This is a genomic window from Streptomyces guryensis, from assembly GCF_021261325.1.
In the GTDB taxonomy this organism is placed as follows: Bacteria; Actinomycetota; Actinomycetes; order Streptomycetales; family Streptomycetaceae; genus Streptomyces; species Streptomyces guryensis.
The window spans coordinates 178,191-204,972 of sequence record NZ_JAJSBI010000018.1 but is presented as its reverse complement, the minus strand read 5'-3'; the positions used below and the strand labels follow the sequence as shown (position 1 = coordinate 204,972).

Below are 26,782 nucleotides of genomic sequence, written 5' to 3'. Positions count from 1 at the left end.
GACCCGGCTTGACGCCTTGCGGCAACAACGGCTCCAGCCGGGCCCACTGGCCGTTCGTCAGATCCCCACGTCCCACAAGACGTGATCATCAGCGAACAAGATCCACTTTCGCAACAGGCCCTAGACGTCATGGAGGCGCTGGGCGCCGACGATGCTGCCGAACCACGTGTCGTTCGCGAAACGGCGGCGTTCCTGCTCGACCACCAGCCCGTCATCGACCTCCCGCCGCTGATCGACCTGGACGACGTCGTCGCGGCCTGCGATGGCTACCTGGAGGAGTTGCGGCGGCGATTGGCGCACTGACCAGTGCGGCCCGGTGGCCATTCGACCGGACGCCACGCCCCTGTGCATGAATCCCCTCGCAGGCGCCGCAGCACCTCACTCTGCCCCAGCGCGGGTGCCGGCCGAAACCGGTGCCGGAGAGGGCAGTCAGCTACACGATCCGTACGGCGCACTTGCTCTTGAACTGTTCGGCAGAGCCCGGACATTCGACGGCGCGGCCAAGACATCGCGAAGCCGCTCGATCTCCATCCGCAGGGCGGCGATCTGTGAGAGAGCCCGCTCCCTGAAGTCAGTGAGAGCGCCGATCTGCTGGTCACGCGCGGCGAGTCGCTCCTTCAGCCCGGAGACCTGTTCTTTGGGGCGCTCGATCTGTGCAGTGCGCGGGTCCGGGATCACCCACGTTTCGTGAAGCTCGGCCAGTGGGCGCTCGAACTCGTCCGCCAGGTGTTGGTGGGGATCTGGCCGCGGCGAACCGTCGCGATTCTTCTTGGGATAGAAGCTGCAGGGAAGTTTGAGCACAGCGTCAAGGATCGCGGGCAGCTGGGTGGCGTCGGGAACGGCGGTACGGCCGCGCGACGAGTTTGCGGGCCCGGAACGGTCTACCCAGTAATGAACGGATCAGGCGGCTCACCGCGAAGGCGACGGAAGGTCGCCACCAGGAGGGCGACACAGTGACCAAACGTTTGGGCAGGGTGACCTGCGACCTCTCGATCTCCGTCGACGGGTACTCGGCCGGGCTCAATCAAACCGAGCAGCGCCCGTTCGGCGATGACGCCGGCGATGGCTGGGGCGACAGGCTGCACGCCTGGATGTTCGAAACCCCGGGAGCAGCGGCAGGCCGAGCTCGACCGGCTGACGGCGGTCGGTGCCTTCATCATGGGGCGCAACATGTTCGGCCCCGTACGCGGCGCGTGGGATCGACAGTGGAAGGGCTGGTGGGGCGACAATCCGCCGTATCACGCACCGGTCTTCGTGCTCACCCACCACCCGCGTGACCCGCAACCGATGGACGGCGGCACCAAGTTCCACTTCGTCACCGACGGCATCGAATCCGCACTGCAGCAGGCTCGCGAGGCGGCCGGTGACCGCAACGTGTCGATCCACGGGGGCGCGACCACCATCAACCAGTACCTCGCCGCAGGCTTGGTCGACGAGCTGCGGCTACACATTGTGCCGTTCACGCTCGGCGCCGGCACACGGCTGTTCGACGGCGTGCCGTCACTGAATCTTGAGCAGGTGGAGTCGCGAGCAGCGAACTCGGTTACACACGTGACCTATCGCGTGCTGTCCTGAGAGAAGGACGGTGTCACTCACAACTACCGCTCAGACTTCCCTACGTTGTTCTGCGGGACGTGGTGAGCCGGGCCAACCACCGCTGAACGTCACATCAACCCGTCTACGGGTCGCGTCGTCGCCATCCCCGCCGCCAGTTAGCCACCGCAGCTGGAACCCAAACTGTGGGGCAGGTCAACCTGTCACCCGAACCTGAATCAGACCATCCGGCTGGCATCTTTCTGATGTGTGCTTGTAGCTGGCGGGAGTAACCGAATAGGTAGTGAATGCGTTCAGCCAGCGTTTCGTCAGTTCTGTGTAGGCGGTCAGGGCACGGGTGTTGGCGGTGAGTGCTACCTCGCGCCGCCCCAGCTCCGCCAGGCAGCGAGCCTGGTTGTACAGGCCCAGAGCGAGGTCGGGGAGGAAGGCGTCGGGGTTGGCTTCGGCCAGGGCCTCGCGGACCTCGACAGCGCGGTTGATGGCGGGAAGCGCGTCCTCGAGCCGCCCCAGCGCACCCAAACAGGCTGCCTTGTTGTTCAAGGCCACGGCGAGGGCGTCCCCGATCTCCGGCTTACCGCAGTCGGCCGTCCGTGGCCGCTGCGGTCCCCGACCGTAGAGGAGTCGCCCAGCGCCGCCACAATTCGAACGCCGAGAAGGCCGGTTACCTGCCAAGGCAGGCACGCGGGGACGGCCTCAGCGGTGTCAGGGACGGTCAGTCGGGCCACCCCTTGCCCCCAGCGCTCACGGCCCGTCAGCCGTATCCGGCGTCGGCGCCTGCCGCCCCATCGTGCTCGCCCGTGGGATCAGCCGGTACGGCGCCCGGATCTCCATGCCGGGGACCGGTGTTGAGCTGCCGATCCGCTTGAGCAGGCGCTCCACGGCCGTCTCGGCTATCACGTCCTTGGCCGGCGAGACCGTGGTGACGGGCGGGTTCGAATAACGGGCGTCCTCGATGTCGTCGTAGCCGACGACCGCGACGTCCTCCGGGACGCGCAGTCCGCGTGCGGCCAACGTGTGCAGGGCGCCCAGGGCGATCAGGTCGCTGTAGCAGAAGACCGCGTCCGGCGGTTCCTCGAGGTCGAGCAGGTGTGCCATGGCGGTGGCGCCGTCGGAGCGGTTGAAGCGGGGGGTGGAGATGACGTACTCCTCGCGGACGGGCACGCCGGCGCGCTCATGGGCCAGGCGAAAGCCCAGGGTGCGCAGTTGGGCGGCCTCGCCGGTGCGGTACGGCTGGTCGCCGATCGCGGCGACGCGGCGCCGGCCGAGGCCGAGCAGATGCTCGGTGGCCTCTCGGGAGGCGGCGACGTCGTCGATGCCGACGTGGTCGAAGCCGCCGTCACTCACCCGCTCACCGAGCACGACGAGCGGGAGGCTCGGGTCGCGCTCGGACAGGTCTGGCTGGGCCAGGCCCAGGGGGCTGAAGATGACGCCGTCGAAGAGCAGCTGCTGGGAGCCACCGGTGAGGAACGTCTTCTCGTGCTCCGCGTCGCCGTCGGTCTGGTCGATCAGGACGTTGTAGCCCTGCACCCGGGCCGCACGGATGATGCCCTGCAGCAGTTCGGCGAAGTAGGGCGTGTCCAGGTACGGAACGACCACGGCGATCTGGCCCGAGCGCCCGGCGGCGAGGTTGCGGGCCAGCACGTTGGGCCGGTAGCCGAGCTCGTCGACGGCCTGCTGCACCCGAGCGCGAGTGGCCTCGGAGACCGGCGCGTAGCCGTTGACCACGTTGGACACGGTGCGGCTGGAGACGCCGGCCAGCGCCGCGACGTCGCGGAGTGTGACGCCATGTGCCATAGGTCACCTTCATCCCGGAGGGGTCAATATCGAAAGTTTCACCCAAGCTCTTGCAGCGCGGCAATCCCTCGGTTAACACTTTTGCAGCGCTGCAGAGCCTAGCAGGCGGTGGCCCGAGTGGATGATCGGGTACTGCTTCCTCTCGCGATGGGGCGCGGTCCGTCGACGGCTGTGCGTGCCCGGTCCAGGGTGCGTCGCCGCCGGAGCCGGGCGGAGGTCCGAGGTGTCGCCGCGCCACGGACCGGATCCCCGGGAGCACTCGCGGGGAAACGATCAGTAGGAGCCGCAGTGACACCAGTGACAGCTTCCGGTTCGGCAGCCGTCCGCCCTGGACAGGGCAGCCCGTCTTTACTCGCAGTGGCCTGAGGGCGCCCGCCTTCTTCGTGACCGAGATCTCGAACCGTATTCGAGATCAGGACGGCGTTCCGCCGTGAACTCACGGTGCCGGCCGACCCGGTCGGTATCGACCCCTCCTCCCTTCGCCCGACGTCACACACGCCCACCCCGCCGCGTCCACTGACGTCCGCTCCCGCCCAGATCCCGGGCGGGCAACATCACGAGTCCCGCCCGCCCGGCACATCCGCGATGGCCGGCTCGGAGCCGCCGTACTCGCAGGCGACCAACACCTCGACGCCCGAAACGCCTTCGCGTGCCCCCCGCTGCCCGCTCCCTCCCTCCGAACCCCGGTCCCCGCCGCCCGGAGGGCGAGGTCGACCCAATCGCCCTGTTTCTTCCTGCCCTTCAGGCACCTCACCCAGGAGAAAGCCCATGTCGTCCACCAGACAGCCCCGTTCCCTGCGCCGGACCGCGGTCGCGGCCACCTCCGCCGCCCTCGCCGGCGTGCTCCTCGCCGCCTGCGGCTCCGGCGGCGGCAGCGGCTCCGGCGGCGCGCAGAGCGGCCCCGTGCACATCAAGGTGTGGGCCTGGTACCCGCAGTTCAAGCAGGTCGTCGCGGAGTTCAACAAGACCCACAAGGACGTCCAGGTCGACTGGGTGCAGGCCGGTGTGGGCCAGGACGAGTACACCAAGCTGAAGACCACGCTGAAGGCGGGCCAGGGCGCCCCGGACGTCGTCATGCTGGAGTTCCAGGAGCTGCCGACCATCCAGCTCAGCAAGGGCCTGCTCGACATGGGCAAATACGGCGCGAACGCCGACAAGGGCAACTACGTGGACTGGGCCTGGAACCAGGCCTCCGACGGCGACCACGTGTACGCCATCCCTGTCGACGGCGGCCCGATGGCGATGATGTACCGGGCCGACCTCTTCAAGAAGTACAACCTCAAGGTCCCGACGACCTGGGCGGAGTACAAGGAGGAGGCGGCCAAGCTGCACAAGGCCGACCCGCAGGCGTACATGACCGACTTCGGCAGCGACGAGACGGCCGGCGGCTGGCGCCAGGGCCTCATGTGGCAGGCCGGCTCCCGCCCCTACACCTACTCGGCGAGCAAGCTGCCGAACATCGGGGTCAACCTGAACGACGCCGGGGCCAAGAAGGTGTACGACTACTGGGGCGATCTGGTCAAGAACAAGCTGGTCGACACCCAGTCGTACGCCACCACGGACTTCTACAACGGCCTCAGCACCGGCAAGTACGCCACCTACATCGCGGCAGGCTGGGGGCCGGGCTACCTCTCCAGCGTCGCCAAGAAGACCTCCGGCAAGTGGCGCGTGGCACCGCTGCCGCAGTGGACGGCGGGCGGCAACGCCCAGGGAGACTGGGGTGGTTCGAGCTTCTCCGTGACCTCGCAGACCCAGCACCCGAAGGAGGCCACCGAGGTCGCCCGGGAGCTCTTCGGCACCTCGCAGGCCGCCTGGAAGATCGGCATCGACCAGGCCTACCTCTTCCCGCTGTCCAAGCCGGTCCTCAACGGCTCTTACTTCGGCGACAAGAAGTACGACTTCTTCGGCGGCCAGCAGATCAACAAGGTGTTCGTGCCCGCCGCGAACGGAATCGGCAGCTTCGACTGGAGCCCGTTCCAGGACTTCGCCTACAACACCGACACCAGTGAGGTGGGCAAGGCCCTCCAGGGCCAGAGCGACTGGTCCGCCGTGAACGACAACGTCCAGAGCCAGGTGACCTCCTACGCGGCCAAGCAGGGATTCAAGGTCAGCAAGTAACCGGCCCGAGTCCCCCCAGTCACCACCGCCCCCGCCGGCGCCCCGCGCCTGGCACGTCCGCCGCCGGCGGGGGCCGCACGACCGCAAGGAGATGTGATGAGCCTGCTCCGACAGCAGGGATCCACCGTGACGGCGCCGCCAAGTGCCGCCCCCGCGAAGGGGCTTCGCACCCCCGCGGGGGGCCGGCGCACCGGCGGGCTGTCCGCCCGCACCCGGCACAAGGGCATGGGCGTGCTGCTGATCAGCCCGTTCCTCCTGCTCTTCCTGGCCTTCCTGGTGGCCCCGCTGGGCTACGCCTTCTGGCTCAGCCTCAGGACCTCCACCCTGGTCGGCGGCGACCACTTCAGCTGGTTCGCCAACTACCAGCAGACCTTCACCGACCCGCACTTCCTGTCCGGCGTGCGCAGGGTGGCCGTCTTCGGTGTGGTGCAGATCCCGGTGATGCTCGGTTTCGCCCTGCTCGGCGCGCTGATCATCGACGAGGTGACGAGCAGGCTCGCCAAGGTCTTCCGGATGACCCTGTTCATGCCGTACGCCGTGCCCGCGGTGATCGGCGCGCTGATGTGGGGCTTCCTGTACAGCCCGACCTTCGGCCCGGTGAACGCGATCAGCAACTCGCTGGGGCTGGGCAAGGTCGACCTGCTGTCGCACACTCTGATGCTGACCTCGCTCGGCAACATCGTCACCTGGCAGTGGACCGGCTACAACATGATCGTCCTGTACGCCGCTCTCCAGGGCCTGCCCCGCGAGGTCTACGAGGCGGCGAAGCTCGACGGCGCCGGCCAGGTGCAGACGGCCCTGCGCATCAAGATCCCGATGATCTCCTCGGCGATGGTGCTCGCGCTGATGTTCACCATCATCGGCACGCTGCAGTTCTTCACGGAGCCGCGGGTCCTGGAGAAGACCGCGTCCTCGGTGATCACGCCGGACTACACGCCGAACCTGTACGCGTACAACCTGGCGTTCCAGTACTCGGAGTTCAACTACTCCGCCGCCATCTCCTTCTCCCTCGGAGCGGTGGTCTTCATCGGCTCCTACTTCTTCCTGTTCGCCACACGCAAGAGGAGCGGACTGAAGTGACGACCGCCGCAGCCCCCGCCCCCGCCGTCACCGCCCCGGCCGCCCGCCGCGAGTCCGGCCCCCGTGGACGCGTCACCGTCAACGTGGTGATGGTGGCGATGATCCTCTACTTCCTGATGCCGTTCTGGTGGCTGGTCGTCGCCGCCACCAAGGACAACGACGCGCTGTTCTCCACCGCGGCCCTGTGGTTCCACTCGCCGGGCTCCTTCTTCACCAACCTCCAGCAGCTGTTCACCTACAACGACGGCGAGTACCTGCGCTGGATGGGCAACACCGCCGTCTACGCGGGTGTGAGCGGGGTGGGCGCCACCGCCGTGGCGACCCTCGCGGGCTACGCCTTCGCCAAGTACCGCTTCCCCGGCCGGAACCTGCTCTTCTCCAGCCTCCTCGGCGCCATCATGGTGCCCGCCACCGCGCTGGCCATCCCCACCTACCTGCTGCTGAGCAAGGTCGAGCTGACCAACACCATGTGGGCGGTCATCCTGCCCCAGCTGCTCAACCCGTTCGGCGTCTACCTGGTGCGGGTGTACGTGCAGGAGTCCCTGCCGGACGAGCTGCTGGAGGCGGCCCGCATGGACGGAGCCGGTGAGATGCGGGTGCTGTGGTCGGTGGCGCTGCCGACCCTGAAGCCGGCGCTCGTCACGGTGCTGCTGTTCTCCATGGTCGGCACCTGGAACAACTTCTTCCTGCCGCTGGTGATGCTCAACAACGACAAGCTGTTCCCGCTCACCGTCGGCCTGCAGTCCTGGTACGAGGGCGCGATGATCCAGTCCGGCGCCAACGCGCTGTTCACCCTCGTCATCGCGGGTTCCCTGGTGGCGATCCTGCCGCTCATCGTCACCTTCCTCCTCCTCCAGCGGTACTGGCGCGGCGGGTTGACCGTCGGAAGCCTCAAGTGAGCCCAGCCCGTCCCCTTCTTCTCGCCCACCTCCCGGAGCGACCTTCATGCTGCACGCCTCCCTGACCGTCGACCCCGCCTTCCGCGTCGCCGACGTGCAACCCCGTACCTTCGGCTCGTTCGTCGAGCACATGGGCCGCTGCGTCTACACCGGCATCTACGAGCCCGGCCACCCGTACGCCGATGAGGACGGCCTGCGCCGTGACGTTCTGGACCTCGTGCGCGAACTGGGCGTGACCGCCGTGCGCTATCCCGGCGGCAACTTCGTCTCCGGCTTCCGCTGGGAGGACAGCGTCGGCCCGGTCGCCGACCGCCCCACCCGCCTCGACCTCGCCTGGCACAGCACCGAGACCAACGCCTTCGGTCTGCACGAGTTCCACCGCTGGGCCGAGAAGGCCGGCGTCGAACCCATGATGGCCGTCAACCTCGGCACCCGGGGCGTCGCGGAGGCCCTGGACCTGCTGGAGTACTGCAACCACCCGGGCGGCACCGCGTGGTCCGACCAGCGGATCAAGAACGGCGCCCCCGACCCCTTCGGCATCCGCATGTGGTGCCTTGGCAACGAGATGGACGGCCCCTGGCAGACCGGCCACAAGACCGCCGCCGAGTACGGCCGCCTCGCCGCCGAGGCCGCCCGCGCGATGCGCATGATCGACCCGAAGCTGGAACTGGTCGCCTGCGGCAGCTCCAGCTCCGCGATGCCGACCTTCGGCGCCTGGGAGGCCACCGTCCTGGAGGAGGCGTACGACCAGGTCGACTACATCTCCTGCCACGCCTACTACGAGGAACTCGACGGCGACCTCGGCAGCTTCCTGGCCTCCGGCGTCGACATGGACCACTTCGTGGAGTCGGTCGTCGCCACTGCCGACCACGTACGGGCCAAGCTGGGCCGCAAGAAGCGGATCAACCTCTCCTTCGACGAGTGGAACGTCTGGTACAACACCCGTTTCGAGGCGCAGGGGAAGCCGGCCGACTGGGCCGTGGCCCCGCGGGTCATCGAGGACCAGTACAACGTCGCCGACGCCGTGGTGGTCGGCGGGCTGCTGATCAGCCTGCTGCGGCACAGCGACCGTGTCACCGCCGCCTGCCTCGCCCAGCTCGTCAACGTCATCGCGCCCATCCGCAGCGAACCCGGCGGCCCGAGCTGGCGGCAGACCACGTTCCACCCCTTCGCCCAGGCGGCCCGCCACGCGCGCGGGACCGTCCTGCGGGTGGAGCCGGTCGCGCCGACGTACGAGACGAAACGTTTCGGCGAGGTCTCCGTCGTCGACGCCGTGGCCACCCACCTCGCGGAGGCGGACGGCGCCGACGAACTCACCGTCTTCGCCGTCAACCGTCATCAGAGCGAGAACGTCGAACTCGCCCTCGACCTGGGGGCGTTCCCCGGTTACGCGCCCGTCGAGCACTCGGTGCTGAGCGACCCCGACACCCGCGCCGCCAACACCCAGGCCGACCCCGACCGGGTCCGCCCGTACGCCACCGAGACGGGGCTCGTCACCGACGGCCTTCTCACCGCGAACCTGCCGCCCGTCTCCTGGAACGTCATCCGCCTGCGCCGCGCCGGCTGACACCCCCCGAAGCCCCGCCGCTCCCACCCCCTCCCCCGGGGAGCGGCGGACCCCGCACCACCCCCGATTCCGGACATTCCTTGGGAGCCGCCCATGTCCACCACCAGGGAAGGCGCCATGCACCGCGCCGCCCCCCGCACCCAGGCGATCACCCTGCTGCTGGCCCTGCTCGCAGCCGCCGTCGCCCTCGTCCTGCCCGCCTCCGGCCAGGCGCACGCGATCACGCGCGCCTCCCAGACGATGTACACCTCACCGTCGACCGCCCCGTCGCCCGGCGCGCTCTACCCGCGCGCCGTGCGCCTGCAGTACAGCGGTGCGTCCAACGGCAACCTGCTGGCCACGTTCGAGCAGTACAGCTCGGGCACGCCCGTCTTCCCGATCTACCGAAGCACGGACAACGGCAACAGCTGGACGCAGATCTCCAGCATCACCGACACCCACAACGGCTTCGGCATGCGCTACCAGCCGTTCCTGTACGAACTGCCCACGCAGATCGGCAACTTCCCGGCCGGCACGATCCTCGCCGCCGGCAACTCCATCCCCAACGACCTGTCCTCGACCGAGCTGGACGTGTACGCCAGCACCGACCACGGCGCGACCTGGTCGTTCGTCAGCACCATCGCCCAGGGCGGCAGGGCCGACGTCACCAACGGCCAGACCCCGGTATGGGAGCCGTTCCTGATGGCCTCCGGCTCCAAGCTGATCGTGTACTACTCCGACCAGCGCGACCCCAACCACGCCCAGAAGATCGTCCACCAGACCACCACCGACGGCATCACCTGGTCCTCGGTCGTGGACGACGTGGCCATGCCGACCTACACCAACCGCCCCGGCATGCCGGTCGTCGCGCAACTGCCCAACGGCAACTACGTGATGACGTACGAGTACGGCGGCGCACCCGAAGCCAACTTCGCGGTCTACTACAAGATCTCCTCCGACCCCGAGGCGTTCGGCTCCGTCACCGGCACCGTCCTGAGATCCACCGACGGGTACGTGCCCACCAGCGCCCCGTACATCACCTGGCTTCCCACCGGCGGTCCCAACGGCACCCTGGCGGTCAGCGCCCAGAGCACCACCGACCTCTTCCTGAACACGCAGAACGGCGCGGCGGGCGCCTGGACGCGCATCGCCTCCACCGTCCCCCGTGGCTACAGCCGCGGCATGGTACCCCTCGCTGACGGCCACAGCCTGGAGATCTTCAGCGCGGGCGTGGTCAGCAGCACCGTTGAGAACCCGGTCACCTACGGCACGATCGACCTGGGCGGCGGCATCTCCGACGGCGCGACCTACACCATGTCGAACGCCAACAGCCACCTGATGCTGACCATCGTCGGCGGCACCACCACCAACGGCACCTTCGCCACCCAGCAGAACGCCGACAACGCCACCGACCAGCAGTGGAAGTTCGTCCAGCAGCCGTCGGGCTACTTCAAGATCTTCAACGTGGCCAGCGGCAAGCTCCTGGGCGTGCAGAACGCCTCCACCGCCAACGGCGCAAAGGTCCTGCAGTGGGACGACAACGGCACTCTCGACCACGAGTGGGCCGTCGCCCCGAACCCTGCGGGCGGCTTCACCGCCACCAACCGGAACAGTGGCAAGTTCCTGGAGATCCCCAGCGCCTCCACCACCGTCGGCACCGCCGCCGGGCAGTGGTCCGACACCGGCTGCGCCTGCCAGCGCTGGAACCTCACCCAGACCGCTCTGCCCACCCTGTCCACCGGCCAGTACCGGCTGGTCAACAAGAACAGCGGGAAGTTCCTGGAGATGCCCGGCGCCTCCACCACCGTGGGCAAGCAGGCCGGCCAGTGGGTGAACACCGCCAACAACTGCCAGCTGTGGACGTTCACGTCGCAGAGCGGCGGGGCGTGGACCGTGAAGAACGTCAACAGCGGTCTGTACCTCGACTCCAACGGATCGACCTCGTCCGGTGCGGCCATCGTCCAGAACTCGTCCTCCAGCGCGAGCTCCCAGAAGTGGACGCTCACGGACGCCGGCAACGGCTACTACAAGCTGGTCAACTCCGGCAGCGGACTGGTCGCGGACGTCGCCTCCGCCTCCACCGCCGACGGCGCGCTGATCGTCCAGTCCACGGACACCGGCGCCAATGACGAACTCTGGCAGATCGTCCGGGTCAACTGACCTGTCCGGGGGCCCGGTTGCGGCCGGGCCCCCACTTTTCCGTCCAGCATCCCGAACGATGACCGTCATACCGAACAAGAGAGGTGGGGGCGTCGTGCCTGAAGAACCCTGCGTTGTGGGTGTCGACTTCGGAACCCTGTCCGGCCGTGCCGTGGTCGTCCGCGTCCGCGACGGCGCCGAGCTCGCGTCGGCGGAGCACGTCTATCCGCACGCGGTACTGGACCGTGAACTGCCCGACGGCACCCGGCTGCCTCCCGACTGGGCACTCCAGATGCCTTCCGACTACGTCGACGTACTGCGCAACGCCGTACCGGAGGCGCTCGCCCGCGCGGGTGGCGCACGGCCAAGGCCGCACCACACCTGCAGCCAGCCCGCCGGCCCGCTCATGGCGCCCCAGCACCGGCCACTTCTCCTTCAGTCCCACCGCGCCGCTCAAGCCATCTCCCAAGTTCGTGGCTACACCAGGGAGACCTGATCACCCCGGCAGATTCCACGTAACTTTTAAGATGCTCAAGCACCAGATGTATGGCCCCGCCGGCTTCCAACTCCTACGCAAACGCGTCTTGCGCACTCCGTGACCGTGTTTCGGCGCTCAACCGGATGCCAAACGGACCGGCCAAGAACACGAGAAGCTGGAGCCATGAACACGGGAAAGGACGAAGTACCACTGTCACGGCAGCTGTAGTTCGTGATCGTGCTGGCCGTGTCATTGAGTGCCTCAGTCAGCTATGACCGAGCTTCGGTGACGATGACGGCCAGTGCATCGGTGGTCCGTGCTTCGTCCAGGCGGTCCTTCACGCGACCATGGTCGCGGCCAATCGAGTCGTCGGTTGATTTCCTGAGGGCAGAGGGCACGTATGGACGTTCGGCAGCTGGAGTACTTCCTTGCGATTGTCGATCGTGGGGGGTTCAACCGTGCGGCCTCGGCTCTGTACGTGTCGCAGCCGTCGCTGTCGCAGGCCGTGCGGGCGCTGGAGCGTGATCTCGGTTCCGAGTTGTTCCATCGCATCGGGCGTAGGGCAGTCCTGACGGAGGCCGGAAGGGCTCTGATCGAGCCTGCGCGGGAGGCCGTGCGGAGTCTGGAGACGGCGCGGGCGAGTGTGGCGGCGGTGCATGAGCTGCGTGAGGGGCGCCTGGATGTGGCATCCACGCCGTCGCAGGCGGTGGAGCCGCTGACGACCTTGGTGAGTGCCTTCAGTCACCGGTATCCCGGCGTCTCTGTGGCCATCAAAGCGGCGTTCACCTCGCGTGATGTGATCGACATGGTGCGCACGGGTGCCGTGGAACTGGGGCTTTTGGCGTCCGCCGGTCCGGTCTCCGACAAGGAGGTCGTCTCCCATGCGCTGAGGCGGCAGCGTTTTGTGCTGATGGTGCCGGCCGACGGCCCGTTCGCTGATCGGACGGCGGTGGAGTGCCGGGAGATTGCGGGACAGAGGCTGATCGTCGGGCAGCCGGGTACCGGGATGCGCGCCTATGTCGACGCGCTGCGGGAACAGGGCATCGAGTTCACCATCGCCGCCGAGACCGAGCACCGCGTGTCGCTCATGCCCCTGGTACTGGCCGGGGTGGGGCTCGCTGTGGTCACGGATTCCTGGCGGGACGTGGCTCGGCGACTGGGCGCCCGCGTCCTGGACATCGAGCCGGAGACCACCTTGGACATCGCCCTCGTCAGCCGCCGCGGCAGCCTGTCGCCCGCAGCCGCCGCGTTCGTCACGGTCGCGACCCCGGCCGCCGACAGCTGATAGGCACCGCTTATAAGCGATATCCGCTTTGCGTCTTGGACGCCTCACGGACCGCCTTGCTGCAATCGACGGCATGACGACTAACCACCGCATTGCCCTGATCCCCGGCGACGGCATCGGCGCCGAGGTAGTGCCCACAGCACAGCAGGTGCTCGATGTTCTCGGCCGCCGCCACGGCTTCAGCCTGTCCTACACGTCGTACGACTGGTCGTGCGAGCGGTACCTGCAGGAGGGCGCCATGATGCCCGCCGACGGGATCGACCAGCTGCGCGACAAGGACGCCATCCTGCTGGGCGCGGTGGGATACCCGGGGGTGCCCGACCACGTCTCACTGTGGGGACTGCTGATCCCGATCCGGCGCAGCTTCCGCCAGTACGTCAACCTCCGGCCCATCCGCGTCTTCGAAGGCATCGACAGTCCGGTGCGCGGCGCACGGCCGGGCGCGGTCGATATGGTCGTCGTGCGGGAGAACGCCGAGGGCGAGTACAGCGAGATCGGCGGCCGGCTGAACCAGGGCACGTCCGAGGAACTGGCCGTCCAGGAATCGGTGTTCACCCGGGCCGGGGTCACCCGGATAGCCGACTACGCGTTCTCGCTCGCCGCCCGCCGCCGAGGGAAGCTCACCTCCGCCACCAAGTCCAACGGCATCATCCACACCATGCCGTTCTGGGACGAGCTGATCGCCGAGCGGGCCGCCGAGCACCCCGGCGTCACCTGGGACCAGGAGCACATCGACGCGCTGGCGGCCAAGTTCGTCCTCGCCCCCGCGCGCTTCGACGTCGTCGTCGCCTCCAACCTCTTCGGCGACATCCTCAGCGACCTCGCGGCCGCGGTCGCCGGATCCATCGGCATCGCCCCGGCGGCCAACCTCAACCCCGAGCGGGACTTCCCCTCGATGTTCGAGCCGGTGCACGGCTCCGCGCCCGACATCGCAGGCCAGGGCATCGCCAACCCGCTGGGCGCGATCTGGTCCGCGGCCATGATGCTCGACCACCTCGGCCATCCCGCGGCGGCCAGGGACATCACCGACGCGATCGCCTCGGTCCTGGCCAAGACCGATACCCGCACCCCTGACCTGGGCGGAACCGCGACGACCGCCGAGTTCACCGACAAGCTGATCGAGCTCCTCTGAGCCATTTCCCCCTCGGCGGGCGGCTGGGAGGACGCCGCCCGCCGGGCACCGGGCACTCCCGCGCGCCCTCCGCTCTTTCCTGAGCCGCGCGCAGCCCGGCACATCGATCTGCACGCATCTCACGAAGCTGCCCCGGCGCCGCCCCATCCTGCTCGACACCCCGGGCCGGGAACTCAGGATCGAACACGACGCACATACACAAGGCGTCCCCCTCCGGCACCGGTCGCCGCGAGGCGACTCGCGTCACGGCCGACGCGCCCCGTCATGCGCCGCGACCAGCCGCCTCTCCCCCGTCCAGGACCAGCACCGCGACGTGCAGGGACGTGCGCTGCAGACCTGATTCCAGGTCGCAGCCGAGGAGCCGTTCGATGGTGTGGAGGCGCTGGTAGTACGCCTGCCGGGACATGCCGGCGCGTTTCGCCGCGACCGACTTGTTCCCGGCCGCCGCCAGATAGGCGCGCAGTGCCGGGAGCAGATCGCCGCCGTTGCGGCCGTCGTGCTCGATGAGGCGGGTCAGTTGCCGTTCCGCGTACCGCTGAAGTCGGGTGTCCTCGCGCAGGACGCCCAGCAACTCCGGCAGCCGGACGTCGGCGGGGACGTAGAACCACCGCTCCGGGGAGGCCTGTGTGATGGCCTCGGCCGTCTGCTCCGCCTCCTGCCACGACCGGGCGATCCCGCCGAGGTCGGTCACCCCGGGGCCGACGGCGACGACGGCCCGCGGTCCGAGCTCCTCCCGGGTCAGACGGCCGATCTGCTCGGCGACCGGCTGCCAGGCGCTCGCCTGTGCCAGAGCCATGAGTACGCCGATGCGGCCGGGGGCAGTCTCGCCGACCAGGGCGCGGATGCCGGTGTGCGCCAGAGTCTTCGCGATCCGTTCGTCGAGGTGCTCGCCATCGGTGCCGGTGTACGGGTGGCGGATGACCACGGCGAAGAGGCGGTGTCCGAGGGTGGGCAGTCCTAGTGCCTCGGCGCGGGCGCGGGCGTCCGCGGGGGAGCGGAATCGCCGTTCGTACAGGTCCCGCAGTACCGAGCGGTGGGCCCGGCGCTCCCACCAGGCCTGCCCTGCCAGGCGTGCCATGGTCAGCGCGACCGCCGCACGCTCCAGCACAAGGACGTGTTCCGGGTCGGGCTCGGCGTTCAGCCGGTCCTCCAGCAGGACCAGCCGCCCCCACGGGCCGTGGTGGTCCTGCACCGGCGCGATCAGCCACCCCTCCGGGCCACTCGGCGTGATCCTCTCCGGCGTCGGGGTCGCCCGCGAACGCCGCGACCAGGCCGACACCACCGGCTCGTACGGCCGGCCGAGCAGCTCGCACATCAGGACCCGGTGGGTGAGGTCCTCCAGCACCACGGGGGCTCCGGTGAGCTCCGCGGTGGTGTGCACCAGTTCCTCGGGGTCCGCGCCCCGCAGTGTCAGGCCGGTGAAGATGTCCTGGATGTCCCGCCCGCGGCGCAGCAGGGCCCCCTGGGCGTCGAGGATGAGCGCGTGCACCGTCTGCGTGACGTCGATGAACCGGACGCCACGGGCCAGCTCGACCAGCGGCACGTCACGGGCGCGGCACGCCGCCACCAGCTCGTGGGGCACCTTCTGGTACCGGTAACCGAGCTCCACGATCAGGCCGGCCGCGCCGACGTCCGCGAGCTGGTCGACGTAGCCACGCAGCTCGGAGGCGTCCTCGGGATGCGGCATGCCGGTCGTCAGCACCAGCTCGCCGCCCTCCAGGAAATCGGCGGGGTTGAGCAGCTCGGTGACATGCACCCAGCGCACCGGGTTGTCCAGCTGTGGCTCGCCGGCCAGTACGCGCGGCATCCCTTCGGCGAGCACGGGCAGGCGCAGTACCTCCCTGAGCGTGGGGAAGTGCCCGGGTGCGGGAGGTCTGGGCGGCATAGGGGGTGCTTTCATCCGAGGGAATCGGGCTCACCTTCGCACCGGCCACTCATCGTGACAAGGGGAGGGCCGTCATTGGTGCAGTCCGGCCGTCCGCAGTGACAGACCGTCTCGGAAAGGCCCCAAGGCGGAACACAGTGTGGGTTGACCTGCAGGTTCCGCCGGGCGGAAAGTGAACGCCATCCCCAGCAGGATCCGAACTGGAAAGGTCCGCACGGTGTCCGCGCCGTGCTGGGGCCGACTGCCACCCACCACACCATCGAGAGGAGCGACCTCATGCGCATCCCGAAGCGCGTCGCCGTGATCGGTGCCGGCAGCATGGGCAGCCAGGCCATGTGGCGACTGACCGCCCGCGGAGCCGAAGTCATCGGCTACGACCGGTACGCACCGGGTCACGACCGCGGCGCGGCCGGGGGCGAGAGCCGTATCTACCGAGCCGCCCACCTCGGCGAGCCCGCGTACATTCCTCTGCTGCGCCTCGCGGACCGGATGTGGGAGCAGCTCCAGAGGGAGACGGGCCGGTCGCTGCGACGCCGCAGCGGCAGCCTGGTGATGGGAGAGGCCTCCTCACCGTCCATGAGCCTCCTCCTGTCCACCAGCGCAGCCGAGGGGCTGGATCACGAGGTACTGGACCGGGAGGAACTCTCCCGCCGCTACCCGCAGCACGGGCTCCCGGACGGACACACCGCCGTCCTCGACCGGTTGGGCGCCGTCATCAGGCCGGAGGCGTCGATCCAGGCCGCCGCCGGCCGTGCCGAGCAGCTGGGCGCCCGGCTTCACCGCTACACCACGGTGCGCGAGGTCGTCCCCGCGGCGGGCGGCGGGGTGCGGGTCGTCACCGACCAGGGCACGGACCACGTGGACGCCGCCGTGGTGACCGTGGGCCCCTGGATCAACACCCTGCTCCCGGACCTCCCCCGGACCATCGACGTCCGCCGGGTGGTCTGCTCCTGGCACCTCCCGACCCGCCACGACTGGTTCGCGGGCGGTGCCCCTCCCTTCGTGCGCGCCGCACCCCACGACTGCTTCGGAATCCCGTCGCCCGACGGCATCTCCGTCAAGCTCGGTCTCTCCCTCAAATACCATGCGCCGGTGCCCGAGCCCGAACAGCTCGACCGTACGGTCCGCCCCGAGGAACTCGGCATCTTCCGCGAGCTGATCGGTGAACTCATGCCCGACCTGAACCCCGACCCCATCAGGATGTCGGCCTACATGGAGGGCTACACGCAGTCCGGGAACCCGCTCGTCGGTCATCTCCCCGGCGAGGACGACATCATCGTCTTGGCCGGGTTCTCCGGCAGCGGCTTCAAGATCTCGCCCGCGATGGGAGAGATCGCCGCCGACCTGGCGCTCGACGGCACCACGCAGCACCCCGTCGACTTCCTCGCTCCGGCAGGAGTCGGCGCCACCTGATCCCCGGCGATTGTCGGCGTCATCACCCCACACTCCCGACATCTCTTTCGTGAGCATGCCCAAAAAGGGTCCTCGCCGGCCCTGCCCAGTTCCCCGACGCAAGAAAGTGGAGCACTTCCATGCCCATTCCCTCGTTCCAGTTCCGCCCGAAGTACGTCTCGTTCGACTGCTACGGCACGTTGATCGAGTGGCCGATGACCCCCATCACGCGTGAACTCGTCGGCGACCAGATCCCGGCCGAACACTGGGACCAGTTCGTGAAGGAGTTCCGCGGCTACCGCTACGACTCGGTCCTCGGCAAGTACTACCCCTACGAGCAGACTCTGCAGGACGCCTTCGAGGGGGTCTGCCGCAAGTGGGGCGTGAAGGCCGCCCCGGACGCAGGCAAGCGGTTCGCCGACGGCGTGCGCAGCTGGGGCCCGCACGCGGACGTGCCGGAACCGCTGAAGAAGATGGGCGAGAACTACAAGCTGGTGATCCTCTCCAACGCCGGGGACGCCTTCCTCGAGGAGAGCGTGCCCCGGCTCGGGGCGGACTTCCACGCGGTCTTCACCGCGGAGCAGGCCGGCTACTACAAGCCCCGGTACGCGGCGTTCGAGTACATGCTCGACCAGCTCGACGCGTCCCCCGAGGACTTCGTGCACGTCTCCTCGCACACCCGTTACGACCTGATGCCGATGCACGACATGGGCTTCCGCAACCTCGTCCTCCTGGACCGCGGCTGCGACCCGGTCACCCACGGCTACGACTACGTGACCGTCAAGTCCCTGAACGAGCTCAACCAGATGCTGGGCATCTGACGCGCGACGCACACCCAGTCACACAGCACCTTCCCGACAGGCGCCCGGTCTCGCGCGGCCGCCCATGAGCCCTACGCGTTTCCGGCCGCCGACCGACGACGCCCCACCCCCCGTCCGATCCGCACGTCGTCCCCGCATCACCGATTCCCCGTATCCCCACCGTTCTCCAGGAGGCACCGCCATGGAAAGCAACCGGACAGGCCGCAGAACCGTACTCCGCACCGCAGGCGCTGTGGCCGCCGCCATGCAGGTCAACAGACACTTGAGCATCCCGATCGTCACGACCGCTCTGGCCCTCGCGCTCGCCGCGTGCGGGGCGAGCGGCACCGGGCAGAACGTGGGGGCGAAGAGCACGGCGCAGGGCGGAGGATCCGGCCCGTCCGCCGAGCACACCGACGACATCTCGGTCGGCGTGAAGCCGGACCAGAACGCGGTGAGGCTGCTGCCCGCCGCGGTGAAGGCCAAGGGCACGCTCTCGGTGGCGATGGACCTGACGTTCCCGCCCACCACGTTCATGGCATCGGACAACAAGACCCCGATCGGGTTCAACCCGGACATGGCCCGGCTGATCGCCGCCAAGCTCGGCCTGAAGCTGCAGATCAACAACATCAAGTTCGACACCATCATCACCGGACTGCAGGCCAACCGGTACGACTTCACCGCCTCCACCATGGGCGCCACGAAGGACCGGCTGAAGGTGCTCGACATGGTCGACTACGTCAACTCCGGGACCGGAGTGTCCGTCCCCTACGGGAACCCGCAGAAGCTGGGCACCCACACGCTGTGCGGGCACCGCGTCGGTGTCACGTCGGGCAGCACCCAGGAGCTGCAGTGGCTGCCCCAGCTGTCCAGGCAGGACTGTACGAGCAAGGGCAAGCCGGCCATCAAGGCGGTGACGCTGCCCAGCGTGAACGACGCTCTCACCCAGCTGGTCTCCAAGCGGATCGACGCGGTGATGTACGACTTCATCGCGCTCGGGTGGGCGGCCGAGCAGCAGCCCAGGACGTTCGACGTCCTGCAGCCCATGGTGACCGCCAAGACCGCGACCGTCGCCCTGAAGAAGGACTCGCCGCTGACCCCCGCGGTGAAGGCTGCCATCCAGTCGGTCATCGACAGCCCCAAGTACGCCCAGGCGCTGGGCCGCTGGGGTTTCCCGGACCTCGGGATCAAGACCGCGGCCATGGCCGTCCCGCAGGACTGACACGCCGATGGACGTGATCGAGACCACGACGACCAGGAGCCGACCGGTGCCACCACTACTGGCCGAAGAAAAGAAGCGGATCACGCCGAAACGTCCGCGCGACTACGTCACCTGGACCGTCGCGATCGCGATCGTCGCCGGTCTGGTGTGGACCGCGGTGACGAACGAGAACTATCGCTGGCCGGTGGTGTTCAGCTACTTCACCACGCAAACCATCCTCAACGGCCTGCTGATCACGCTGCTTCTGACCGTGGCGAGCATGGCTCTGGGCACGCTGCTGGGGCTGGTGCTGGCGGTGATGCGCATGTCGCACCAGCGCCCCATTTCCTGGCTGGCCCAGCTCTACATCACCTTCTTCCGCGGCACCCCGGTGCTCGTGCAGCTGGTCTTCTGGTTCAACATCGCGGCGCTGTACCCGAACCTTTCGATCGGCGTCCCGTTCACCGACATCTCCACCCCGGTGAACGTGAACGCGATCATGACACCGATGACCGCGGCCATCGTGGGACTGACGCTCAACCAGGCCGCCTACATGTCCGAGATCATCCGCGGCGGGTTCGCTTCGGTCAGCCGCGGACAGCACGAGGCCGCAGAGTCCCTGGGCATGTCGGGGTTCACCAAACTGCGGCATGTGATCATCCCGCAGACCATGCCGGCGATCATCCCCGCCACCGGCAACCAGGTGATCGGCATGCTCAAGGAGACTTCGCTGGTAAGCGTGCTCGGCGTCGCCGACCTGCTGCAGAGCGCACAGGCGATCTACGCCCGCACCTACCAGACCATTCCGCTGCTGATCGTGGCCAGCCTCTGGTACCTGATCATGACGCTGGTGCTGAGCGTGCCGCAGTCCATGATCGAGCGCCGCTTCTCCCGCTCGACCCGGGCACGGCTGACCCCGGCCGCCACCTCGGCCGATCCCGGGGCCGGCCAGCCAGTTCCCACCACGAGGGAGTCACTGCTGTGAACGCCGACGGAACGATCGTCGCACGCAAGCTGTGCAAGAGCTTCGGACGTCACCAGGTCCTGCGTGACATCGACCTGACCGTCGCGGCAGGCGAGATCTCCTGCATCATCGGGCCCAGCGGCTCGGGCAAATCGACACTGCTGCGGTGCATCAACGGGCTGGAGACCGTCGACCGAGGAGTCCTGCGGGTCAACGGAGAGGACTTCGGCTACGTCGAGAAGGACGACGCCTACCACGCCGTCCGCCCGCAACGGCTGACCGAGCAGCGCGCCCGCATCGGCATGGTGTTCCAGCAGTTCAACCTGTTCCCCAACATGACCGCCGAAAGCAATGTCATGTCCGGACCGCTGCTGGTGCAGAAGAAGAACCGCGCCACCTGCCGGGAGCAGGCACAAGAGCTGCTGGCCAAGGTCGGCCTTGAGGGGTGCGGCCACAAGTACCCCGCCCAACTCTCCGGCGGCCAGCAGCAGCGCGTGGCCATCGCCCGCGCGCTGGCGATGGAACCCACCATCATGCTGTTCGACGAACCCACCAGCGCACTGGACCCCGAACGCGTGGGCGAAGTACTCGCTGTCATGCGCGACCTCGCCGGCAACGGAATGACCATGCTGCTCGTCACTCACGAGATGGGCTTCGCCCGCGAGGTCGCCGACGAAGTGCTGTTCATGGACGAAGGCATTGCGGTCGAACGCGGCGACGCACGTGAAGTGCTCGCCAACCCACGCGAGAAACGAACCCGGGCTTTCCTCGAAAGGGTGCTGTAGAAGCGGCCCGGACAGGCGGTAGCGGCTCCGGCAGCTGGTCCAGAGAAGAAGCCGGCCGACTGCGGATGACGTGACTTCCGCACCCTGCCGGTCCTGGTCTTCAACGCCCTCCGGTTCGACGTCGAGTTGACCGTCACCGTCGTCAGCGCGACTCCTCATCGCCCTGGTCGCCCTCGTTTGCGAACTCGGCGGCCACGGGACAGCCAGAACATCCTCCCCGTAGAACCCCTCACCCGAGCCCTGCGCCGGCACAGGCCGCGCCACCGCTGACAGCGCCGTCGGCCGGGCCCCTGGTGATGCCCGGCCGCCCCCCACTTCGAAACTTCCCGCTAAGGACCCGACATGAAGACGATTCCCTACTGGATGGAAACCGCCGGAGCGTTTCCCGACCGGTCCGGCAAGCCGCTGACCGAGGACGCCGACCTGGTGGTCATCGGCGCCGGCTTGACGGGTCTGTCCACCGCCCTGCACTCCGCCCGCAAGGGCGCCCGCGTCACCCTCGTCGAGAAGGGCCAGATCGGGTCCGGTGCCTCCGCACGCAACGGCGGCATGGCAAACCTGGGCTTCACCATCGGCGTGGGCCAGGCCATCCGCCGCTACGGACTCGAACGGGCCCGCGAGATCTACAACTCCTACGGCGAGGCCGTGGACACCGTCGAGCGGCTGGTGAACGAGGAGTCCATCGACTGCCAGTTCCGCCGAGTCGGACGCCTTGGCGTCGCGTCCCGCCCTGCCCACTTCGAGAGCAAGAAGGCCCAACAGCACGACCTGGCCAAGTACTTCGGACATGAGACCACTCTGATCGGCAAGGCCGAGCTGCGGTCCGAGATCGGATCCGACGTCTACCACGGCGGCCTGCTCGACCCGTTCAGCGCCGCCCTGCACGTCGGCCGCTTCGTCCGCGGTATGGCCGAGGCGTGCGAGCGCACCGGTGTCGAGATCCACGAGCGCAACGCTGCCATCGGCGTGCGGCGTACCGCCGCCGGACGGTTCGAGGTCGGCACCGAGCGCGGTGTGATCCGTGCCGGGCAGGTCATGATGGCCACCGACGCCTACACGGACAAGAACTTCCCCTGGCTGCGCCGCCAGCAGGTCTGCGTGGGCAGCTTCATCATCGTCACCGAGCCGCTCGGCGAGGAACTCGCCCGGGACGTCATCCCCAAGGCCCGCCTCATCGTCGACTCCAACCAGGTCTGCCACTACTTCCGGCTCACCCCGGACAACCGGCTGCTGTTCGGCGGCCGCGCCCGCTTCGCACCGTCCGACCCGACCTCGGACAAGAAGAGCGGGGCCGTCCTGTTCCGTGAGATGTGCGGGATCTTCCCCCAGCTCTCGCGCACCAGGATCGAGTACGTGTGGGGCGGCTCCGTCGGCTTCGCCATGGACCGCATCGTGCACGCCGGGCAGACCGAGGACGGCGTCCACTACTCCATGGGTTACGCGGGCCACGGCGTGCAGATGGCCACCCACATGGGGCAGGTCATGGCCGAGGTGATGGACGGCCACCCCGAGGCCAGCCCCGTCCGCGACATCGCCCCGCCCCGCATCCCCCTCTACAACGGCACCGCCTGGTTCCTGCCCTTCGCGGGCGCCTACTACAAGACGCTCGACCGCATCCGCTGACCGGTCGGCAGCCCCTCCACACCTACAAGGAGATACCCACGATGACTGTCGTCCGTGATGTTCCCAAGCAGCTGTTCGTCGGCGGCGATTGGCAGGACGCGGAGTCCGGCCGGACGCTGTCCGTCGACAACCCGGCCACCGGCGAGGAACTGTGCCAGGTCGCCGACGCCTCACCCGCCGACGGCCGGCGTGCCGTCGAAGCGGCGGTCGCCGCGCAGGCCGCCTGGGCCGCCACCCCGCCGCGCGTACGCAGCGAGATCCTGCGCCGCGCCTACGACATCATCATCGCGCGCACCGAGGACCTCGCGCTGCTGATGACCCTGGAGATGGGCAAGCCCCTGGCGGAGGCGCGTGCCGAGGTCGCCTACGCTGCGGAGTTCTTCCGCTGGTTCTCCGAGGAAGCCGTCCGGATCGACGGCGGCATGATGACCGCCCCCGACGGCAGGAACCGTCTGCTGGTCACCCGTCAGCCCGTCGGCCCCTGCCTGCTCATCACCCCCTGGAACTTCCCCCTGGCGATGGGCACCCGCAAGATCGGCCCCGCCATCGCCGCCGGCTGCACCATCGTCCTCAAACCCGCCCCCCAGACTCCCCTGGCCAGCCTCGCACTGGCGGAGATCCTCACCGAAGCGGGTCTGCCGGCCGGCGTGCTGAACATCGTCACCACCTCCGACGCCGCCGGCGTCGTCGAACCCCTCCTGCGCGGCGGGCGGATCCGCAAGCTCTCCTTCACCGGCTCCACCCAGGTCGGCCGGATCCTGCTGGCCCAGTGCGCCGACACCGTCATCCGCACCTCCATGGAACTGGGCGGCAACGCCCCCCTCATCGTCTTCGACGACGCCGACCTCGACGTGGCCGTCGAGGGCACCATGGTCGCCAAGATGCGCAACATGGGCGAGTCCTGCTGCGCCGCCAACCGCATCTTCGTCCACACCTCCGTCGCCGAGGAGTTCGCCTCCCGCCTCGCCGCACGCATGGCCGCGCTCACCGTCGGGCCCGGCACCGAAGCCGGCACCGATGTCGGCCCCCTCATCGACCTCGCCGGCCGCAGCAAGGCCCACGACCTGGTGCGGGACGCCGTCAAGCGCGGTGCCACCGTCCTGACCGGCGGTGAACTCCCCGAAGGGCCTGGCTGCTTCTACCCGCCCACCGTCCTCACCGGCATCGCCCCCGACTCCGCGATCATCGACACCGAGATCTTCGGCCCCGTCGCCGCGATCCGCACCTTCGAGTCCGAGGACGAGGCCGTCGCCGCCGCCAACGACACCGAGTTCGGTCTGGCGGCCTACCTGTTCACCCAGAACCTCGACCGTGCCCTGCGGGTCGCCGAACGCCTCGAAAGCGGCATGATCGGCCTCAACACCGGACTGGTCTCCAACCCCGCCGCGCCGTTCGGCGGCGTCAAGCAGTCCGGCTTGGGCCGCGAAGGCGGACGCGTCGGCATCGACGAGTTCCTGGAGTACAAGTATCTGGCCGTCCCCTTCGGAGCCTGACATGCGCGACCGACTCGTCGTCCTCTACCGCGGCAACCGGCCTCCCGCCACCGCACGCATCGAAAGCCTCGCGGACACCGTCTACGCCACCGAGGAGGAACTGCCCTACCTCCTCCCCGGTGCCGACGTCCTCCTGGCCTGGGTGACCATCACCCCGGCCATCCGCGAGGCCTGGCCCGACGATCCGCTGAAGGCGCCCCGCTGGGTCCACGCGTCCTCCGCGGGCGTGGACTCCTTCCTGTTCCCCGCCCTGGTGGACGAGCCGCGCGTTGTCCTGACCAACGCCCGCGGGGTCTACGAGCAGCCGACCGCCGAGTACGTCCTGGGCCTGATCCTCGCCCTCGCCAAGGATTTCCCCGGCACCTGGGAGCACCAGCGGCGCCGCGAGTGGCGTCCGCGTCCCAGTGACGGCATCACCGGACGCACCGTGCTGGTCTGGGGGACGGGGCCGATCGGCCGGGCCATCGCCCGGCTGCTGCGCGCCGTCGGGATGCGGGTGAGCGGCGCGGGCCGCACGTCCCGCACGGGCGACCCCGACTTCGGCACGGTCCACGGTGCGACGACCCTGCGCTCCGCCCTGACGGATGCGGACTACGTCGTCCTGGCCGCCCCCCTCACCGAGGACACCCGGGGCATGGTCGACGCTCCCGTGCTCGCCGCCATGAAGCCGGGGGCGCGGCTGATCAACGTCGGCCGTGGCGGACTCGTCGACGAGGAGGCGCTGGTCGACCACCTCGCCGCCGGACGGCTCGCCGGCGCAGCCCTGGACGTGTTCGCCCGGGAACCGCTGCCTGCCGAATCTCCCCTGTGGAACATGCCCGGCGTGATGATCTCCCCGCACACGGCGGGCGAGACCACCAGCGAGCGGGAGGCGCTCGTCGAGGTGTTCCTCGACAACTTCACCCGCCATCTCGAGGGCCGACCGCTGCGCAACGTGGTGGACAAGCGGCGCGGATACGTGGTCGACGACACGCACCCCGCCTGAAGGCGAGGAGCCCGCGCCCTGGCCGGTGACTCCTACCGGCCGGGGCGCGGGCTCCTCGCCTTCCCGCAGGATGGCCTTGAGGACGTCGGCACCTTCTTGTCCACAGACGGCAGCGAACCGGCGTACGCGGATCAGCATGTTCGGAAGCCCGGACCTTGCGATCGGAATCTTTCACGGAGATGCGGCACGAGAGCCGTCACCAAGGATCCCGACACCTACGGAACTTGACCAGGCCCTGCCGCCCCCCATGAGACAGCGCGAAGGGGCATGTACGAGGCGGAGCAGCGCGCCGCTCGCGGTCTTGCGCGGCCCTCGTCCGTGAAGTCGTGCGCGAGGACAGAACACCTGTGAAGCCGCACCTATGAAGCCGCCCCTGTGGCCGCGGGTGACGACGAGGCCTCTGCGTACCGGACCCGAAGGGCCCCGGCACCCGCTGGTCCGAGGCTCTTACGGGGCGGGATTGAGCGGATCGTCGACGATACCGGCCAGGCGATCGGTCTCCGCCGACGGATCGAGGGTGAAGTCGAGATCGTCGGCGGCCGCGGTCAGGGCCCTGAGCGCCGGGACGAGACCGGCGCGTTCCCGGGCGGGCAGACGTTCGACCAGAGCGCGGATCGCGGTGCGCCGGTGGTCGAGGACGCGCTCAACGAGGTCCTGCCCCTCCGGCGTCAGCCGCAGCACGACCTCTCGGCGGTTGTCCGGGTTGACGCGCCGGTCGATGAGCCCGAGGGATTCGAGGCGTTCGACCATGCGCAGCGACGTGGAGGGGGTGACCCCGAGGGTGGCGGCCATCGCCACCAGCTTGATCGGGCCGCAGCTGTGCAGGGCCACGAGCGAGCGCAGTTGGGGCAGCGTCAGTGACACGTCGACCGCACCGAGTGCGCGGGCGGAGAGCGCGACGATCAGCCGGGACGCGGCCATCACGGCGAGGGTGACGTCCTCCGCCTCACGGTCCAGGCCCTCCTTCTCCACCTCCGGACCCGAGGGGGGCTCCTCCCGGTCCGCCTCCTGTCCGCCCTCGGACACTCCGTCTCCCCTCTCCTCGTCAACGGTCGGGACCCCGTCGGACACCCACAGTGACCATTGCAGGCTGCAATGATAAGCTGACTGCCATACCGGGACCGCGTGGGCGCGACGGTTCCGGGGCCAAGGGTGATGACCATGAAGACCGAACCGATACGCGAAGCCTATTCCTTCGTGTGCCTGCGCTGCGGGCACGCCTGGGAGGGCGAGTACGAGATCCGGCACATCCGGGACGCAGAGGGGTCCCTGCGTGCGGACTACTACGTGAGACACGGCATCAAGGTGCCGTCCCCCCTCACGGAGAACACCTGCCGGGTGTGCCGGGGTCGGAAGATCCGCATTCTGCGCCCGGGGCAAGTCCGCTCCGCCCGTCCCACGCCCGTGTGACGGAGCTGAACGCCGCTCGACGGTGACGGACGTGCAAGGAAGCACGTCCGTCTGCCATGTCTGTGAGCCCTGTCCACTCCCTGCGCCCGTCCCGTCCCGTTCGCCCCTCTCGTACCCGCTCGGGCAGCGTCGCCCGTGACCACGGGCGCGCCCCGACACCCTCACCGGGCGCCGTGCCCGGTTCGGATCTTCCGAGGGTTGTCGCAACACAGCCCCTGC

At 68.8% G+C, this 26,782-nt stretch carries 22 protein-coding genes and 2 pseudogenes; 19 read left to right on the top strand and 5 right to left on the bottom strand.

Annotation, left to right across the window (positions count from 1 at the left end; all coding sequences use genetic code 11):
• The first annotated feature begins 81 nt into the window (after nt 1-81).
• Complete coding sequence (locus LJ657_RS31125) at nt 82-303, top strand: hypothetical protein (protein WP_232652173.1); 222 nt, start codon at nt 82-84, stop codon at nt 301-303.
• A gap of 126 nt (nt 304-429) precedes the next feature.
• Here the strand turns inward: LJ657_RS31125 and LJ657_RS31120 are convergent, their stop codons facing one another.
• Entirely contained in the window at nt 430-801 is a 372-nt protein-coding gene (locus LJ657_RS31120) for a hypothetical protein (RefSeq protein WP_232652172.1), read from the bottom strand.
• 152 nt (nt 802-953) lie between these two features.
• Between LJ657_RS31120 and LJ657_RS31115 the strand changes: the two are divergent.
• Nucleotides 954-1,575 (top strand): annotated as a pseudogene (locus tag LJ657_RS31115) (dihydrofolate reductase family protein).
• 174 nt (nt 1,576-1,749) lie between these two features.
• Here the strand turns inward: LJ657_RS31115 and LJ657_RS31110 are convergent.
• The gene (locus LJ657_RS31110) at nt 1,750-2,100 is read right to left on the bottom strand and encodes a tetratricopeptide repeat protein (RefSeq protein WP_232652171.1); all 351 of its coding nucleotides are present in this window, start codon (nt 2,098-2,100) and stop codon (nt 1,750-1,752) included.
• 195 nt (nt 2,101-2,295) lie between these two features.
• Nucleotides 2,296-3,348 carry a LacI family DNA-binding transcriptional regulator gene (locus LJ657_RS31105; RefSeq protein WP_232652170.1) on the bottom strand — a complete coding sequence of 351 codons (1,053 nt, stop codon included), beginning with the start codon at nt 3,346-3,348 and terminating at the stop codon, nt 2,296-2,298.
• Nucleotides 3,349-4,116: 768 nt separating this feature from the next.
• On the opposite strand from LJ657_RS31105, the gene LJ657_RS31100 reads away from it, so the two are divergent.
• The 8 genes and pseudogenes from LJ657_RS31100 to LJ657_RS31065 all read left to right on the top strand — a co-directional run bounded on the left by LJ657_RS31100 (nt 4,117) and on the right by LJ657_RS31065 (nt 14,025).
• A complete protein-coding gene (locus LJ657_RS31100; RefSeq protein ID WP_232652169.1) occupies nt 4,117-5,466 on the top strand; it encodes an ABC transporter substrate-binding protein in 1,350 nt (449 codons plus the stop codon).
• Nucleotides 5,467-5,562: 96 nt separating this feature from the next.
• Nucleotides 5,563-6,546: a carbohydrate ABC transporter permease gene (locus LJ657_RS31095; protein WP_232652168.1), complete on the top strand. Its 984-nt coding sequence runs from the start codon at nt 5,563-5,565 to the stop codon at nt 6,544-6,546.
• A complete protein-coding gene (locus LJ657_RS31090; protein ID WP_232652167.1) occupies nt 6,543-7,445 on the top strand; it encodes a carbohydrate ABC transporter permease in 903 nt (300 codons plus the stop codon). The genes LJ657_RS31095 and LJ657_RS31090 overlap by 4 nt, the downstream gene beginning before the upstream one ends.
• Nucleotides 7,446-7,491: 46 nt before the next feature.
• Nucleotides 7,492-9,012 (top strand): arabinosylfuranosidase ArfA, encoded by a 1,521-nt coding sequence (gene arfA, locus LJ657_RS31085; protein WP_232652166.1) that lies wholly within the window; start codon nt 7,492-7,494, stop codon nt 9,010-9,012.
• Between the two features lie 93 nt (nt 9,013-9,105).
• Complete coding sequence (locus LJ657_RS31080) at nt 9,106-11,151, top strand: RICIN domain-containing protein (protein WP_232652165.1); 2,046 nt, start codon at nt 9,106-9,108, stop codon at nt 11,149-11,151.
• Between the two features lie 58 nt (nt 11,152-11,209).
• Nucleotides 11,210-11,485 (top strand): annotated as a pseudogene (locus tag LJ657_RS31075) (ribulokinase); the annotation flags it as partial.
• Nucleotides 11,486-12,008: 523 nt separating this feature from the next.
• Complete coding sequence (locus LJ657_RS31070) at nt 12,009-12,893, top strand: LysR family transcriptional regulator (RefSeq protein ID WP_232652164.1); 885 nt, start codon at nt 12,009-12,011, stop codon at nt 12,891-12,893.
• Nucleotides 12,894-12,966: 73 nt separating this feature from the next.
• Nucleotides 12,967-14,025: a tartrate dehydrogenase gene (locus tag LJ657_RS31065; protein ID WP_232652163.1), complete on the top strand. Its 1,059-nt coding sequence runs from the start codon at nt 12,967-12,969 to the stop codon at nt 14,023-14,025.
• Between the two features lie 262 nt (nt 14,026-14,287).
• On the opposite strand, the gene LJ657_RS31060 is transcribed toward LJ657_RS31065, so the two are convergent.
• Nucleotides 14,288-15,910, bottom strand: a complete 1,623-nt coding sequence (locus LJ657_RS31060) for a PucR family transcriptional regulator (protein WP_269787114.1) — start codon at nt 15,908-15,910, stop codon at nt 14,288-14,290.
• 276 nt (nt 15,911-16,186) lie between these two features.
• Between LJ657_RS31060 and solA the strand changes: the two genes are divergently transcribed.
• The 8 genes from solA to LJ657_RS31020 all read left to right on the top strand — a co-directional run bounded on the left by solA (nt 16,187) and on the right by LJ657_RS31020 (nt 25,153).
• Nucleotides 16,187-17,323, top strand: coding sequence for an N-methyl-L-tryptophan oxidase (gene solA, locus LJ657_RS31055; protein ID WP_232652162.1), 1,137 nt, complete (start codon nt 16,187-16,189; stop codon nt 17,321-17,323).
• Nucleotides 17,324-17,442: 119 nt separating this feature from the next.
• Nucleotides 17,443-18,123, top strand: coding sequence for a haloacid dehalogenase type II (locus tag LJ657_RS31050; RefSeq protein WP_232652161.1), 681 nt, complete (start codon nt 17,443-17,445; stop codon nt 18,121-18,123).
• A 181-nt stretch (nt 18,124-18,304) separates the two neighbouring features.
• The gene (locus tag LJ657_RS31045; protein ID WP_232652160.1) at nt 18,305-19,324 is read left to right on the top strand and encodes an ABC transporter substrate-binding protein; all 1,020 of its coding nucleotides are present in this window, start codon (nt 18,305-18,307) and stop codon (nt 19,322-19,324) included.
• Nucleotides 19,325-19,331: 7 nt separating this feature from the next.
• Entirely contained in the window at nt 19,332-20,288 is a 957-nt protein-coding gene (locus LJ657_RS31040) for an amino acid ABC transporter permease (RefSeq protein WP_232652159.1), read from the top strand.
• On the top strand, nt 20,285-21,052 hold the full coding sequence (locus LJ657_RS31035; RefSeq protein WP_308117092.1) for an amino acid ABC transporter ATP-binding protein: 768 nt from the start codon (nt 20,285-20,287) through the stop codon (nt 21,050-21,052). Before LJ657_RS31040 ends, LJ657_RS31035 begins: the two co-directional genes overlap by 4 nt.
• 342 nt (nt 21,053-21,394) lie before the next feature.
• On the top strand, nt 21,395-22,675 hold the full coding sequence (locus LJ657_RS31030; protein WP_232652158.1) for an NAD(P)/FAD-dependent oxidoreductase: 1,281 nt from the start codon (nt 21,395-21,397) through the stop codon (nt 22,673-22,675).
• A gap of 41 nt (nt 22,676-22,716) precedes the next feature.
• Complete coding sequence (locus tag LJ657_RS31025; protein WP_232652157.1) at nt 22,717-24,168, top strand: NAD-dependent succinate-semialdehyde dehydrogenase; 1,452 nt, start codon at nt 22,717-22,719, stop codon at nt 24,166-24,168.
• A gap of 1 nt (nt 24,169) precedes the next feature.
• Nucleotides 24,170-25,153 carry a D-2-hydroxyacid dehydrogenase gene (locus tag LJ657_RS31020; protein WP_232652156.1) on the top strand — a complete coding sequence of 328 codons (984 nt, stop codon included), beginning with the start codon at nt 24,170-24,172 and terminating at the stop codon, nt 25,151-25,153.
• 447 nt (nt 25,154-25,600) lie between these two features.
• Here LJ657_RS31020 and LJ657_RS31015 read toward each other — a convergent pair whose 3' ends face one another.
• Nucleotides 25,601-26,179 (bottom strand): MarR family winged helix-turn-helix transcriptional regulator, encoded by a 579-nt coding sequence (locus LJ657_RS31015; RefSeq protein ID WP_372487991.1) that lies wholly within the window; start codon nt 26,177-26,179, stop codon nt 25,601-25,603.
• 135 nt (nt 26,180-26,314) lie between these two features.
• Here LJ657_RS31015 and LJ657_RS31010 point away from each other — a divergent pair, with 135 nt between their 5' ends.
• Nucleotides 26,315-26,563 carry a hypothetical protein gene (locus LJ657_RS31010; protein ID WP_232652155.1) on the top strand — a complete coding sequence of 83 codons (249 nt, stop codon included), beginning with the start codon at nt 26,315-26,317 and terminating at the stop codon, nt 26,561-26,563.
• The last annotated feature ends 219 nt before the right edge of the window (nt 26,564-26,782 follow it).

Bases quoted from the DNA above. Each gene is read 5' to 3' on its own strand.
- LJ657_RS31105 (WP_232652170.1), bottom strand. From the start codon at position 3,348: ATGGCACATGGCGTCACACTCCGCGACGTCGCGGCGCTGGCCGGCGTC.
- LJ657_RS31100 (WP_232652169.1), top strand. From the start codon at position 4,117: ATGTCGTCCACCAGACAGCCCCGTTCCCTGCGCCGGACCGCGGTCGCG.
- LJ657_RS31095 (WP_232652168.1), top strand. From the start codon at position 5,563: ATGAGCCTGCTCCGACAGCAGGGATCCACCGTGACGGCGCCGCCAAGT.
- arfA (WP_232652166.1), top strand. From the start codon at position 7,492: ATGCTGCACGCCTCCCTGACCGTCGACCCCGCCTTCCGCGTCGCCGAC.
- LJ657_RS31080 (WP_232652165.1), top strand. From the start codon at position 9,106: ATGTCCACCACCAGGGAAGGCGCCATGCACCGCGCCGCCCCCCGCACC.
- LJ657_RS31070 (WP_232652164.1), top strand. From the start codon at position 12,009: ATGGACGTTCGGCAGCTGGAGTACTTCCTTGCGATTGTCGATCGTGGG.
- LJ657_RS31065 (WP_232652163.1), top strand. From the start codon at position 12,967: ATGACGACTAACCACCGCATTGCCCTGATCCCCGGCGACGGCATCGGC.
- LJ657_RS31060 (WP_269787114.1), bottom strand. From the start codon at position 15,910: ATGCCGCCCAGACCTCCCGCACCCGGGCACTTCCCCACGCTCAGGGAG.
- solA (WP_232652162.1), top strand. From the start codon at position 16,187: ATGCGCATCCCGAAGCGCGTCGCCGTGATCGGTGCCGGCAGCATGGGC.
- LJ657_RS31050 (WP_232652161.1), top strand. From the start codon at position 17,443: ATGCCCATTCCCTCGTTCCAGTTCCGCCCGAAGTACGTCTCGTTCGAC.
- LJ657_RS31045 (WP_232652160.1), top strand. From the start codon at position 18,305: ATGGAAAGCAACCGGACAGGCCGCAGAACCGTACTCCGCACCGCAGGC.
- LJ657_RS31040 (WP_232652159.1), top strand. From the start codon at position 19,332: ATGGACGTGATCGAGACCACGACGACCAGGAGCCGACCGGTGCCACCA.
- LJ657_RS31030 (WP_232652158.1), top strand. From the start codon at position 21,395: ATGAAGACGATTCCCTACTGGATGGAAACCGCCGGAGCGTTTCCCGAC.
- LJ657_RS31025 (WP_232652157.1), top strand. From the start codon at position 22,717: ATGACTGTCGTCCGTGATGTTCCCAAGCAGCTGTTCGTCGGCGGCGAT.
- LJ657_RS31020 (WP_232652156.1), top strand. From the start codon at position 24,170: ATGCGCGACCGACTCGTCGTCCTCTACCGCGGCAACCGGCCTCCCGCC.
- LJ657_RS31010 (WP_232652155.1), top strand. From the start codon at position 26,315: ATGAAGACCGAACCGATACGCGAAGCCTATTCCTTCGTGTGCCTGCGC.